This is a genomic window from Paenibacillus sp., assembly GCF_031177825.1.
In the GTDB taxonomy this organism is placed as follows: domain Bacteria; phylum Bacillota; class Bacilli; order Paenibacillales; family YIM-B00363; genus Paenibacillus_AE.
Map to the genome: position 1 here is coordinate 74,872 of NZ_JAPSKE010000016.1, position 13,245 is coordinate 88,116.

A 13,245-nucleotide genomic window follows, 5' to 3' on the forward strand; every position below is an offset into this window, starting at 1 on the left:
AAAAGAGAATAACCATCGCGACACCCGCCGCGAGGCCGCCGGAATCCCCGGCGGCCTCTTTCGCGCGGAGGGGAGTTATTGAAATGTGAGCGGATCGTCAGTGCTTCGGGGATTTCATTCGTCCCGGGTTTGGGTTACGATGAACCATGGAGTCATTTTCCAATACCGGCGGCTGCCTGCCGTCGTCGACGGAGGGGACGAAACTGGAACACTTCGCATGTCTGTACGTCATTCGCGGCGAACCGTACCGATCGGGGAACTGCATGAATCTATACTCTGAGGAAACGCTGGTCGGCCGATTGTCCAACCAGATGACGCCGGATGTCGCCTTCACCAACCCGTTCATTTCCAGGCAGCACCTCGTGATCCGGAAGGAGCGGGAGAAGGCGGTCCTTTACGACTTGGGGAGCCGGCACGGCACGGAAATCAACGGCGTACGGGTCGCGCCTCACACCCCGCATCCTCTCGACAATTTCGACATCATCAAGCTTGCCAAAGGGATGATCGTCCTCCACTTCTCTTATTTGTTCGCGGATCAAACGCTTGAAATCGAGCCGTTCAGCATCGCCAAGCGGTTGGAAGCTCCGGAACCGCCGCTGACGATCCATTGGGAGAAGCGGGAATGCGTCGTGGAAGGCAAGCGGATCCCGATGTCGGAGAAAGAATATTTGCTGATTCGCGTGCTTCATGAACATGCGAACCGGCTCGTTCCGTTGGAAAAGATTAAGTCCAGCGTATGGCCGGAACGATCGCCCGGAGCGGAGGGCGTTCCGGATGTGACGCTCGACGAATTGAACGCGCTCATCTATCGGGTCCGGAAAAAATACGGAAAAGACAACTTTCTCATCAGCGCCGTACGCGGCAGCGGATACGTGCTCGAATCGGAATTGAAAACGTCATAACGAGAGTGGGAATAACCTCATGAAGTACATCCAGGCGGAATATTCGGGCCCTCTGAACGGGCAAGTACATATCCCGGGCGCGAAGAACAGCTCCCTTGCGCTGCTTGCCGCCGCTTGTCTGGCGGACGATATCGTAACGTTAGAGGGCATCCCGCGAATCGACGACATCCGCGTGATAGCGGGGATCGGCCAAGATATCGGCATGGGAATGAAGCGGGAGGGCGGAACGATCGTCGTCGATCCGCGCTGGATTCACAGCGCCGTCATCGACCCGGGCAAGGCATCCAGCTATCGGGCTTCCTATTATTTCGCAGGCGCGCTGCTATCCAAATTCGGCAGGGTTACGATCGGATTTCCGGGAGGCGACGATTTCGTCTCCCGGCCGATCGATCAGCATATGAAGGCGTTCCAAGCGCTGGGCGCGCAGGTTCGTTTTTTTAAAGAACATTATGTAGTCGAGGCCGCGGAGCTGCATGGGGCGGACATCTACTTCGACACCGTCACCTCCGGCGCGACGATGAACGCGATGCTGGCGGCCGTGCGGGCCAAGGGCCGAACGCGGCTGTACAACGCGGCGGTGGACCCGGAGGTGGTCGACACCGCGACGTTCCTGAACCGTCTCGGCGCGCGGATTTACGGGGCGGGAACCGATCGGATCCGCATCGAGGGCGTTCCCTATTTGAACGGGGGGACGCACGCGGTCATCCCGGACCGGTTAATTGCCGGAGCCTTCTTGATGGCGGCCGGGCTTCAAGGAGGTCAGGTTACCGTCATGGACGCGATCCCCGAGCATCTCGGCGCCCTCCTCGCCAAGATGGAGGAGATCGGGATGACCGTAGAATGCGGGGAGGGTCGCATTACGGCTTACGGTACGGGCGCGCCGAAAGCGACGCGGATTCGCACCGGCATGTACCCGGGCTTCGCCACCGACTTGCAGCAGCCCATGACCGCCCTTCTGTTGCAGGCGAAGGGCAAGAGCATCGTGACGGAGCGCGTCTTTCCGAAACGGTTCGCTCACGTGCCGCAGCTGCGGCGGCTCGGCGCGGACATCGAAATTCGGAAAGAGAGCGCCATGATCCGGGGCGGACTTCCGCTGCAAGGCGGATGGGTGCACGCTACGGACGTGCGCGCCGGCACTTGCTTGTTATTGGCCGGCTTGGCGGCCGAGGGAAGCACATGCATCACGGGCGTCGAGCACATCGAACGCGGCTACGAGGACGTGATCGGCAGCTTCCGTTCCATCGGAGCGAAGCTCTCGATGCGCGAGATGGATGCGCAATCGCTGCCCGAGCGGTATCGCCTGCAAGGTTCATAGATTATCGAAAGGACGCCGACAGGCGTTTTTTTGTTTTGTTAAGACGGCTCCCAGATTTGCATAATCTTCAAACCCCGTTAATCTTCAGCTTACATACAACCTGCATACTTCTACTCGTAGGACAAGGGAGACTAGGAGGGAGAGGAAGTTATGCTGGGAGCGAAGTTGAGTCGGGAAGGCGGCGCCATCGAGATGATGGCGGACGCGGAGTACGCAGCGGGGAAGCGTCCCTGGTTCGGACGTTTGTCGGAAGGGCGGTACGAGACCTTTTCGTTCGCCGTCCTGGGAGACCGCTGCGGGATGGCGACCGAAGGCGTGTTCGAACGCGCGTTGGAGGTCTTGAAGGACCTGAGGCCCGAGTTCGTCGTCACGGTGGGCGACATGATCGAGGGCTACTGGCGGAACGAAGCGGACGCGCACGCGGAGTGGGACGAGTTCGACGCCAAGATCGAAGCGTCGGGACTGCCGTTCTTCCCGGCCGTCGGCAACCACGACTACAGCAATCGGCTGATGGCGGACGTCTGGCGGGAGCGGAAAGGACCGACATATTACGCCTTCCGCGCGGGAGACGCGCTGTTCGTCATGCTTAACACCGAGCGGACGCCGGACGAGCTGCCGGATGCGGTCGTCGACGCCATCAAGCGGGCGACGGACGGCATGAAGCGCCATGCGGCGCCGGCCGGGGAAGTCGGCAAGTCGTTCTATGCGGATCTGGTCGCCACCGTTCCTCCCGAGCAGCTTCTCAGCCTCTCTAAGATCAACCTGTCGTTCGGCGAAGAACAGCTGGCGTTCGTCGAGCGGGCGCTGGCGGAACATTCGGACGCGAAGTGGACGTTCGTCACGATGCATAAGCCGGGGTGGAAGACGGACAGCGAGGAGTACGCCAAGCTGCTGCAGCTGCTCGAAGGCCGAAAGCATACGATCTTCGCCGGACATCTTCACGCTTTGGAATACGAAGAACGGAACGGCAACGAGCGAATTCAGATGGGACGGACGGGCGGATTGGCTCACGGCGACGGCGCGGCCCCTTGCAACGCGAACATGATGCTGTGGGTCACGGTGCGCGACGGGAAGCCTTCGTATCGCGTGCTGCCGCTGAACGGAATCGCCGAGATCGCCGCTTACGCGCCGCCGAAGCCGACCGCCGTGAGCGAAGGAGTGTAGACGATGAGCAGGACGGAAGCCATCTACTTCATCCACCTGACGGACATTCATATCAGCGTGCCGGGGAAGACGCCGCTGTTCGGACTCGATACGACCGAGAAGTTTCGAAAGACGATCGCAAGCATCGCCGCGCTGCGGACGAAGCCGGCGTTCCTCGTCGTCAGCGGGGACCTGACGCATGACGGCGACGTCGAGGATTACCGCTTCCTTCGGTCGCTCATCGGCGACGCGGAGCGGGAGCTCGGCATTCCGATCCATGTCGCGCTCGGCAATCATGACCGTCGGCCGGCCTTCCGCGAAGGATTCTTAGGAGAATCGCCTACGGAGCAGTCCTATTATTACAGCTTCCTCTCGGGCGGGCTCCGGGTCGTCATGCTGAACACGCAGGTGCCGGACTCGCATGCCGGACGGATCGACGAGGCTCAGCTCGTCTGGCTGCGCGAGCTGCTAGAGCAGCCGGCGCCGCTAGGAACCGTTCTCGTGCATCATCATCCGGCGGTGCGCACGCCTACGACGCTTATGGACGATCATCTCTTGGAAAACGTGCAGGACCTCGCGCGGGCCATCGAAGGAAGCGACGTCATCGGCTTGCTGTCCGGACATATCCACTACCACAACGTCGGTACGCTGAACGGCGCGTTGTGCGCGACGGCGGACGGCGTCGCCTTCGGCTTGGACGCCTCCGCGGAACAAGCGATGCGTTTCCTCGAGCGATCGGGGTATAACCTGGCGACGGTGAAGGACACCGGCATGTCCGTCCAACCCATGACCTTGCCGGGCGAGCAGCGCCTGCTCTACGAACATGTCTTCACGGCAACGTTCGCAGCGCAGTGAGCGCACAGAACCTTTACCGATGGAGGGAAAATAGGATGTTCCATACGAAAACGAAGCTTGGCGGTGTACTAGCGCTGACGATGCTGTTCGCGTCGGCGTGCGGCAATGCGAACGGAACGGTCGACGGAAGCGCGGCGGCCGCCGCCGCGGGCGGAACGGACGCAGGAGAGAAAGTCAAAATCACGTTCTACTCCTACAATCTTGCGATCGCCAGCCAGAAAGAAGGCACGCAGCAGCTGATCGACGAGTTCGAGGCCGCGCATCCGCAGATCGATATCGATCCGATCGCCGTCGCTTCCACGGAAATCAACACGAAGGTGCAAGCGGACATCGCTGCGGGGGCCAGCCCGGATGTGGCGCAGCTCGTGTTCGACGGGCTCGATTACGCGGTCCACAACTACAATGCCAAGGCGCTGGAGGATCTGGTGCCGGCCGAGGAGCTGTCGCAGACGTTCGAGGGGTTCTCGCCCAACGGGCTGGAGCTCGGCAGACTGAACGGCAAGACGTACGGGCTTCCGTTCACCTTCAGCACGCCGGTCTTGTTCTACAACGCGAAGCTGTTCGCGGACGCGGGACTCGACCCGAACGCGCCGCCGACGACGTGGGCGGAGGTGAAGGAGGCCGCGCTGCAGATCGCCGGCAAGACGGAGGCGGAGGGCGTACATATCGGCGGCTCGGCGGGCAACGACTGGATCGTGCAGGCGCTCATCGGCAGCAACGGCGGCGAGGTGCTGTCCGACGATCGCGCGACGATCCGCTTCGGCGAGCCGGAGGCGGTCGAAGCGATCCGGATGTGGCAGGACATGGTACTGAGCGGAGCGCACGACAAGCTGAACGACGGCGAAGTCATTCAAGCGTTCAGCGAAGGCAAGCTCGGGATGCTGCTTTACACGAGCGCGCTGCAGAGCGCCTTCATCCAAGCGTCGCAGGCCGGAGGCTGGGAGCTTAAAGCGGCCGCGATGCCGTCCTTCGGCGACAAGCCGACGACGCCGGTCAATTCGGGAAGCGCGCTGTTCATCCTGTCCGGCGACGAAGCGAAGCAGAAGGCGGCTTGGGAGTTCCTGAAGTTCGTGACGAGCGAACGCGGCTACACGATTATTACGTCCAAGATCGGGTATTTGCCGCTTCGTCCCGCGATCGTCGACGACCCGAAGTACTTGAAGGATTGGGTCGAAGCGAATCCGCTGGTGAAGCCGAATTTGGAGCAGCTGACGCGGCTGCGTCCGTGGATTTCTTACCCGGGACCGAACTGGCTTCAGATCGAGACGACGCTGCTGGAGGCGGTCCAGCAGTCGATCCAGGGGACGGGCGACGTCGCGGCGATGATGCAGGAGGCGCAGCGCCGGGCGCAGTCGTTGATGCCATGATGAACGGCGGCGCCATTGCATCGAAGTTGTCCGCGCGCGGCAGGAGCAACCGCCTGCCCCGCTCGGGCAAGAAGCGCGCGCTCGGGAAGGCGATCCCTTATTTGTACCTGCTGCCCGCGCTGCTGTCGATCGGGTATTGGATTTATCGGCCGCTCGTCAGCACGTTCCAACTCAGCTTCTATGAGTGGAATATGCTGCCGACGTCGCCGAAGACGTTCGTCGGGTGGAGCAACTTCGCGAAGCTGTTCGCGCTGCCCGAGATGGGGAAGGCGCTGCTGAACACGCTCATCTATACGGTCGGCGTGCTCCCGTTCTCCCTGCTTCTTCCGCTCGTCGTCGCGGTGCTCACGGATCGGATCGGCGGTCGGGCGCGGAACTTGTATCGCGCACTCATTTTCGTCCCGATGATCATGGCCCCGGTCGCGGTGTCTTCGGTCTGGAGCTGGATTCTGAATCCGATGGGCGGCATCGTCAATCGGACGCTGCGAACGGGATTCGGGATGGAGGAGCCGATCCGCTTCTTCACGGACGCGAATTGGGCGATCTGGTCGATCACGTTCATCACCGGCTGGAAGCTGATCGGGTTCAGCACTTTGATTTTTTCGGCGGCGCTCGCCGGCATCAATAAGGAATACGTCGAAGCGGCGCGGATGGACCGGGCGGGGCCCTGGCAAATTCTTCGGTACGTGCTGCTTCCGCTGCTGTCGCCGACGATCTTGTTCATGACGATGCTCAGCGTCCTGTTCGCCTCGGAGTGGAGCTTCTCCTATGTGAACGTGCTGACGCAGGGCGGACCGCTCGGCTCGACGACGAATCTGTATTACGTGCTGTGGACGTACGGGTTTAAGACGTTCGCCGTCGGGTGGAGCTCCGCGGCGGCCGTGCTCGTCTTCGTCGGCTCGGGCCTCGTCGCGCTCGGATTGTTGAAGCTGTCGAGCAAACTGTCGTTTTACGACAACTAAGGAGGCTTCCTTGTGAGAGACGCTTCATTGCGCGAGTCGAGCGTCGGCGCGGCAGGCAAGCATGCGCTGCTCATCGGTCTCAGCTTTCTCGCGATCTTCCCGTTTTATTGGGCGCTGAACACGTCGTTCAAGTCGCCGGGCGAAATCTATAGTCCTTCGCTGTTCCCCGCCGATTGGACGTTCGACAACTATGTGCAGGCGTGGCAGGCGATCCCGATGGCGCGGATGCTCTCGAACTCGCTGACCGTCGCCGTCGGCCAGACCGTTACGCAGCTGCTGACGAGCGTACTGGCCGCTTACGCGTTCACGCGTTGGGAGTTTCGGGGCCGGCACGCGCTGTACGCGCTCATTTCCTTGACGTGGCTCGTTCCGTTCCAGGTCATCATGATCCCGAACTACGTCGTCATCAGCGATTGGGGCCTCCGCAACTCGCTGCTCGGCCTCATCATTCCGAATGTGGCGTCGGCGTTCGCGGTGCTTCAGCTGTACCAGACGTTCCGTTCGTTCCCGAAGGCGCTCGTCGAAGCGGCCCAGCTGGACGGCGCATCGAGCTGGGGGATTCTATGGCGCGTGATCTTCCCGAATTTGCGTGCTGCGATCGCCTCGATCGGCGTCTTGTTGTTCATCTCGAGTTGGAACGATTATTTCTGGCCGCTGCTCGTCACGAACAAGCCCGAATATTCGACGCTTCAAATCGGCTTGCAGTCGTTCATGTCCACGGAAGCGAACCAGTGGGGGCCGCTCATGGCCGCGACGACGATCGCCAGCCTGCCGATTCTCTTAATCTACCTATTGCTGCAACGACAAATTATCGACTCCTTCGTCAAAGGCGGTTTACGTTAATGGAACTGACGGCAAGAGGGGCGGCGCAGAAACCGTCCCTCGAGAAGATGGCTTATCAAGCGATCCGCGCGAAGATCGTAGCCGCGGAGCTGCTTCCGGGCATGTTGTTATCGGAAAATGAACTCGCCGCCTCCCTCGGCATGAGCCGCACGCCGATCCGAGCGGCGATCTCGCTGCTCGAGACGGAAGGCTTCCTCGAATCCGTCCGGGGCCGCGGCGTGTTCGTGAAAGAAATTTCGTTCCGCGAATTTCGCGAGATGTTCGAGATGCTCGTCTCCTTGCAGCTGTTCGTGCTGGACGTCGCGGCCGCGCGCGGACTCGCGTTCGACCTGCCGGCGCTGCGGGCGCAGCTGGAGCGGCAGGCGGCCGCCGCCGAGTCGAGGGATAACGCGGCTTACTATGAAAGCTCGCTCGCCTTCGTCGGCACGCTGGTAGCGAGCTGCGGCAACCAGAGCATGCTGCAGCTGCTCGAGACGATCCGGGGCAAATACGTGTTCAAGATGCTTTCTTTCCGGAAAATGAACGCCCGCTCGCTCCCGAAGCCGACGCACGCTAGAGGCGCCAACGCGCGAATCTACGCCGCGCTGGAGAAGGGCGACCTCGCCGAGGCGAGGCAAGCGGTGCTGGATCTAAACCAATTCGTGTACGACCAATTCAGCGTGTTCGACATCTAATTCGAGAGAGGCGGAGAGGCAGTGACCATGCACACGGATATGGAGCGCATCGTCCCGGCGGCGGGCGCTTACAATATACGGGATTTGGGCGGGTACGCGACGAAGGACGGACGGACGACGCGCTGGGGCGCGATGTTCCGCGCCGACGGGCTGCATCGGTTGTCCGAGGACGACAAGCGGCTATTGGAAGACCGGGGCGTTCGCACCGTGGTCGACCTGCGGCATGCGCGCGAGCTGGAAGCCAAGCGGAACGCGTTCGCCGATTCGGAGACGGTCGAATACGTCCATATCAGCTTGTTGAATCCCGCGACTCCCGGCGTGCGGGAGGTGCGAGACCTCGGCGATCTGTACCTCAATCTGCTCGACGGCGCGCAGGGCGAGTTGCGGTTGGTGTTCGAGACGCTCGCCGCTGCGCCGGGAAGCGCGTCGCTGTTCCACTGCGCCGCCGGCAAGGATCGCACGGGCGTCGTCGCCGGTCTGCTGCTCGACCTCGCCGGCGTGCCGCATGAGGTTATCGCGGACGATTACGCGCTGACGGCGACCTGCATCGCGCCGATCCTGGAGGAGCTGCGCGAAGGCCGTCCCGCGGGGATGTCGGGGGAGGCGTACGAGCGGTTCCTGGAGAGCGAGCCGGAGTACATGCTGCGCATGCTGCGGCATCTGGATGCGGAACATGGCGGGGCGGAAGGGTACTTGCGGGCGATCGGCTTGGCTGCCGCGGATATCGCCCGGCTGCGCGCGAAGTTGCTAGAGAATTGAATCATAGGTTGAACGCGAAGAAGCGCTTGTCGGCGGGGGAGTTCCCAGTCGATAAGCGCTTCTTCGTTCGTTGGGACCGATCCGGCGTTACCGGCGGCGGCCCCGGCCGCTCGGGCGGCGCGACGAGCCGCTGCGGCGACGTCTCCGGCGGCGGCGTCTCGGCAGCTCGTAGTAGGTGTCGTCGTCGTTCGAGGACGCGCTCTTCGACTTGCCCATGCTGCCCATGACGAGCTTCAGCATCGGCGCCATCTGCTGCACCGAGCTCATGATCTTCTGAATTTTGGTCACGTTGTTGAGGACGCCGTCGATGCCGCCCATGCGTTCGATCAGCTGCGGGAGATTGCCGAGGTTGCCGAGCAGACCGCCGAGACCGGCCCCGCCGCCTCCGCCGCCGCCGAGCAGTCCGCCGAGGCCGCCTCCGCCGCCGGCTTGCGGGCCGGGCACGGGTCCGGGCACGCCCGGATAGCCGGTCGGGTCCGGCGTTACGCCGTAGGGCGGCTGGAAGCCGCCCGCATAAGGCGTGGGCGCCGGAAGATGCCCGCCGTACGTAGTGTTGCTAACGTGTGGATTATGGTTCACTGCGCTCACATTCCTTTTTCCGCATAATGGGTTTGGGCTTTCATACTACACACTATGTAGTCGCCTACGGTTTGGTATAGACGGGTGCCCGGTTTCCAAAAAGGTTATGGGCGTGTTACTATAGAACTGTACAATGTTAAAGCGTTAATGTCCGACCGAGGGGGACTCAATCCGATGCAATTAAAGAAGCTGAACGATAAATCGATCGACCAGCTGTTCGAAGCGGTGTTGACCTTGAAGAACCTCGAGGAATGCTATACGTTCTTCGACGACCTGTGCACGATCAACGAAATCCAGTCGTTGTCCCAGCGGTTAGAAGTGGCGCGGATGCTTCGCAAGGGCAGTACGTACAACCAGATCGAGACGGAAACCGGCGCGAGCACGGCGACGATCTCCCGGGTGAAGCGATGCCTCAACTACGGCAACGACGGCTATAAGATGACGCTGGAGCGGCTGGGACGGTAGATTCGCGATGATCGGAGTATTGGTGATCAGTCACGGCTCGCGAAGCGCGGATTGGGTGCGGCTCGTGGACGAAGCGATCGAACCGCTGCGCGCGCGCGTTCCGTATCCGGTGTACGCGTCGTATTTGGAGCTGGTCGAAGGCCGGCTCATTCAGGACGGCATCGATGCGCTCGAAGCGCTCGGCGTGCGCGACCTGATCGTGCTGCCGCTGTTCGTCTCGTCGGGCAGCACGCATATCGAAGAAATCTCTTGGGCGCTCGGCGCGAAGGCGACGTGCCGATTCGAGACGGATCTGACCCCGTTCCGGGTGTCGGCCCGTGTTTCTCTGTGCGCGCCGATCGACGCGGACGAAGACGTTATTGAGATTTTGTATGAGAAAATGTTACCCCTTTCACGTCATCCTTCGGACGAGCTCGTCTTGGTCGTCGGTCACGGCAGCGTGCTCAAGGGGTTTCATCGCGTCTGGCGCGATTGTCTGGAGCGCGCGGCGGAGCGGCTTCGCGTCCGCGGCGGCTTCGCGGCGGCGGACGCCGTCATGCTGCTGCCGGATCAAGTCGAGTGGAAGCTTCGGCGGTGGCGCCGTCGTCGTCCGGAGTTGAAGCCGATCGTCGCGCCGATGTTCGTAAGCGAAGGTTATTTTACAGATAAAGTCATACCGACCCGATTCCACGGGTATGATGTTCGGTATAACGGTCGTTCGTTGCTGCCCCATCCGCTGCTGTCGCGATGGATGGCGCGGCGCGTCGAGGCGAAGGCGAAGGAGCTGGAAACAGATGGTCAAGCGAGCGAGACTCATCTATAATCCGACATCCGGGCGCGAAGAGATGCGGCGGCGTCTGCCGGACGTGCTTCAGCGGCTCGAGGGCTATGGGTTCGAGACGTCGACGCATGCGACGATCGGCGAGGGCGACGCGCGGCTGGCTGCCGCCGAAGCGGCGCGCCGCGGCTTCGACATCGTCGTCGCGGCCGGCGGCGACGGCACGCTCAACGAGGTCGTCAGCGGCCTCGCGGAGCTGGAGCGCCGCCCGCCGCTCGGCGTGCTGCCGCTCGGGACGACGAACGATCTCGCGCGGGCGCTCGGCATTCCGCGGTCCTGGGAGGCGGCGATCGACTTGATCGCCGAAGGGTATGTGAAGCCGATCGATATCGGACAGGTCAATCAGCGGTATTTCGTCAATATCGCGGGCGGCGGCTCGCTGACGGAATTGACGTACGAGGTGCCGAGCAAGATGAAGACGATGCTCGGGCAGCTCGCTTATTATATGAAGGGATTCGAAAAGCTGCCCCGCCTTCGTCCGATTCGGATGAAGGTGACGACGGACGAGGCGACGTTCGAGGACGAGTATATGATCTTCCTCATCGCCAACTCGAACTCCGTCGGCGGCTTCGAAAAGCTGGCGCCGGACGCGGCGATCGACGACGGCTACATGGACGCGTTCTTCCTGAAGCGTTGTACGCTGGCGGATTTCATCCGCCTCGCCACGATGGTCGTGCGCGGGGAGCGGGTGCAGGATCCGCTGCTCGTCCAATTCCGATCGAAGCGGATCGCGATCGAGTCGCCGGACTACGTGCAGCTGAACCTCGACGGGGAGTTCGGCGGCACGCTGCCGTGCGACATCTCCGTGCTGCCGAAGCACGTCGGCGTCTTCGTCGATCCGACGGGGCGCTCGAGCTATCATCGGCAGGCCGGCTCCGGCGGCAGCGCCGTCACGGTACACCCGACGGGCACGCCGGGAGCGTTGGGACAATCAAGCAATGGAGTGGAAGGATAACGCGTGAGAACGAAACGATATCCGGCGGGGAATCGCCGGAACACAACAACCGCATCATCGAAGCCTACGGGCGACGCGGCGCGACGGGAGCTTCCCGTCGCGCTTCATGACGTCATCGAGCTGGACATCGTCGGCTTGGCGCACGAAGGGGAGGGCGTCGGCCGGCACGAGGGCTTCACGCTGTTCGTGCCGGGCGCGCTGCCCGGGGAGCGGGTGCGCGCGCGGGCGACGGAGCTGCGGAAGAACTTCGGCCGGGCGGAGCTGCTCGAGGTGCTTGCGGCGAGCCCCGATCGGGTGGCGGCGCCCTGCGCGGTGTATGCGCGGTGCGGCGGCTGCCAACTGCAGCACTTCGCGTACGGCGCGCAGCTGCGGTGGAAGCGGCAGCTCGTCGTCGACGCCTTGGAGCGGATCGGGAAGCTGCGGGTCGCGCCGTCGCCGGCCGCTTCTTCGGTCGCCGGGAACGGCAGAATTCTCGTGCATCCCGTCCTCGGCATGGACGACCCGTGGCGGTATCGCAACAAGGCGCAGGTGCCGATCGGGTTCGATCTCGAGGAGGGCGGCCTCGTCGGCGGCTTCTACGAGCAGGGCTCGCATCGGATCGTCTCGACGGACGCTTGTCTTATCCAGCACGAGCGCAACGACGATGCGGTGCTGGCGGCGAAGCGCATCGCGCGCGAGATCGGCATCGAGGCGTACGACGAGAAGTCGCGCTCGGGCTGGCTGCGCCACGTCGTCGCGAAGGTGTCGTTCGCGACGGGCGAGATGATGCTCGTGCTCGTCGGCACGACGCGGTCCGTCGACGGGCTGGACGCCCTCGTCGCCCGGCTGCGGGACGAGCTACCGCATGTCGTCAGCATTTGCCTCAACGTGAACCCCGATGAGACGAGCGCCGTCTTCGGACGGGAGACGGCGACGTTATGGGGGGCGGATGTCATTTTCGATCGCATCGGTGGGATCCGGTTCGCCATCTCGGCGCGCTCGTTCTATCAGGTCAACCCGGTGCAGACGGAGCGGCTGTACGGCAAAGCGCTGGAGTACGCGGCGCTCGAAGGCGGGGAGACCGTGATCGACGCTTATTGCGGCATCGGCACGATCTCGCTGTTCCTGGCGCGGTCCGCCCGCCAGGTGTACGGCGTCGAGCTCATCTCCGACGCCGTCCTCGACGCCCGCGCCAATGCGCGGCTGAACGACATCGACAACGCCGACTTCGCCGTCGGCCGCGCCGAGGTCGTTCTGCCCGCGTGGCGCGAGCAGGGCATCGACGCCGACGTCATCGTCGTCGACCCTCCGCGCAAGGGCTGCGACTCTGCCCTGCTGGACACGCTCGTCGCGATGCGCCCCGAGCGAATCGTTTACGTGTCGTGCAATCCCGCCACGCTGGCCCGCGACCTCGCCGCGCTCGAGGCCGGCGGCTTCCGTACCGTCGAGGTGCAGCCGGTGGACATGTTCCCGCATACGGGGCATGTGGAGTGCGTCTCGCAGTTAGTCTTAAAAGAAGAAGCAGGCTCCCGATAAGGGACAGCCTGCTTCTTTTCAGTTGTTTGGAGCGGAGAAGCGGTAATGAACGCGGAATCCCGTCTTCTCGAACTTCAATTCGATGTTATCTGCA

At 62.7% G+C, this 13,245-nt stretch carries 14 protein-coding genes; 13 read left to right on the top strand and 1 reads right to left on the bottom strand.

Going from position 1 to position 13,245, the window contains the following annotated elements:
• Positions 1–146 precede the first annotated feature (146 nt).
• From RIN49_RS18185 to RIN49_RS18225, 9 genes are all read left to right on the top strand, one after another.
• Complete coding sequence (locus RIN49_RS18185; RefSeq protein WP_309121578.1) at positions 147–902, top strand: FHA domain-containing protein; 756 nt, start codon at positions 147–149, stop codon at positions 900–902.
• Positions 903–921: 19 nt separating this feature from the next.
• Entirely contained in the window at positions 922–2,217 is a 1,296-nt protein-coding gene (murA, locus tag RIN49_RS18190; RefSeq protein ID WP_309121579.1) for a UDP-N-acetylglucosamine 1-carboxyvinyltransferase, read from the top strand.
• 150 nt (positions 2,218–2,367) lie between these two features.
• The gene (locus tag RIN49_RS18195) at positions 2,368–3,381 is read left to right on the top strand and encodes a metallophosphoesterase family protein (protein ID WP_309121580.1); all 1,014 of its coding nucleotides are present in this window, start codon (positions 2,368–2,370) and stop codon (positions 3,379–3,381) included.
• Between the two features lie 3 nt (positions 3,382–3,384).
• A complete protein-coding gene (locus RIN49_RS18200; RefSeq protein ID WP_309121581.1) occupies positions 3,385–4,215 on the top strand; it encodes a metallophosphoesterase family protein in 831 nt (276 codons plus the stop codon).
• A 35-nt stretch (positions 4,216–4,250) separates the two neighbouring features.
• Complete coding sequence (locus RIN49_RS18205; RefSeq protein ID WP_309121582.1) at positions 4,251–5,582, top strand: ABC transporter substrate-binding protein; 1,332 nt, start codon at positions 4,251–4,253, stop codon at positions 5,580–5,582.
• Positions 5,579–6,544, top strand: coding sequence for a carbohydrate ABC transporter permease (locus tag RIN49_RS18210; protein ID WP_309121583.1), 966 nt, complete (start codon positions 5,579–5,581; stop codon positions 6,542–6,544). Before RIN49_RS18205 ends, RIN49_RS18210 begins: the two co-directional genes overlap by 4 nt.
• A gap of 12 nt (positions 6,545–6,556) precedes the next feature.
• A complete protein-coding gene (locus tag RIN49_RS18215; RefSeq protein WP_309121584.1) occupies positions 6,557–7,387 on the top strand; it encodes a carbohydrate ABC transporter permease in 831 nt (276 codons plus the stop codon).
• The gene (locus RIN49_RS18220; RefSeq protein ID WP_309121585.1) at positions 7,387–8,061 is read left to right on the top strand and encodes a GntR family transcriptional regulator; all 675 of its coding nucleotides are present in this window, start codon (positions 7,387–7,389) and stop codon (positions 8,059–8,061) included. The genes RIN49_RS18215 and RIN49_RS18220 overlap by 1 nt, the downstream gene beginning before the upstream one ends.
• A gap of 27 nt (positions 8,062–8,088) precedes the next feature.
• The gene (locus tag RIN49_RS18225; protein ID WP_309121616.1) at positions 8,089–8,820 is read left to right on the top strand and encodes a tyrosine-protein phosphatase; all 732 of its coding nucleotides are present in this window, start codon (positions 8,089–8,091) and stop codon (positions 8,818–8,820) included.
• Between the two features lie 87 nt (positions 8,821–8,907).
• Here RIN49_RS18225 and RIN49_RS18230 read toward each other — a convergent pair whose 3' ends face one another.
• A complete protein-coding gene (locus RIN49_RS18230) occupies positions 8,908–9,399 on the bottom strand; it encodes a hypothetical protein (RefSeq protein ID WP_309121586.1) in 492 nt (163 codons plus the stop codon).
• A gap of 174 nt (positions 9,400–9,573) precedes the next feature.
• Here RIN49_RS18230 and RIN49_RS18235 point away from each other — a divergent pair, with 174 nt between their 5' ends.
• From RIN49_RS18235 to rlmD, 4 genes are read left to right on the top strand one after another with little or no spacing between them, the layout of a single operon-like run.
• On the top strand, positions 9,574–9,864 hold the full coding sequence (locus tag RIN49_RS18235) for a YerC/YecD family TrpR-related protein (protein WP_138194497.1): 291 nt from the start codon (positions 9,574–9,576) through the stop codon (positions 9,862–9,864).
• A 7-nt stretch (positions 9,865–9,871) separates the two neighbouring features.
• Complete coding sequence (locus RIN49_RS18240) at positions 9,872–10,666, top strand: sirohydrochlorin chelatase (protein WP_309121587.1); 795 nt, start codon at positions 9,872–9,874, stop codon at positions 10,664–10,666.
• A complete protein-coding gene (locus RIN49_RS18245; protein WP_309121588.1) occupies positions 10,638–11,636 on the top strand; it encodes a diacylglycerol kinase in 999 nt (332 codons plus the stop codon). Before RIN49_RS18240 ends, RIN49_RS18245 begins: the two co-directional genes overlap by 29 nt.
• 3 nt (positions 11,637–11,639) lie before the next feature.
• Positions 11,640–13,151 carry a 23S rRNA (uracil(1939)-C(5))-methyltransferase RlmD gene (gene rlmD, locus RIN49_RS18250; RefSeq protein WP_309121589.1) on the top strand — a complete coding sequence of 504 codons (1,512 nt, stop codon included), beginning with the start codon at positions 11,640–11,642 and terminating at the stop codon, positions 13,149–13,151.
• Positions 13,152–13,245 lie beyond the last annotated feature (94 nt).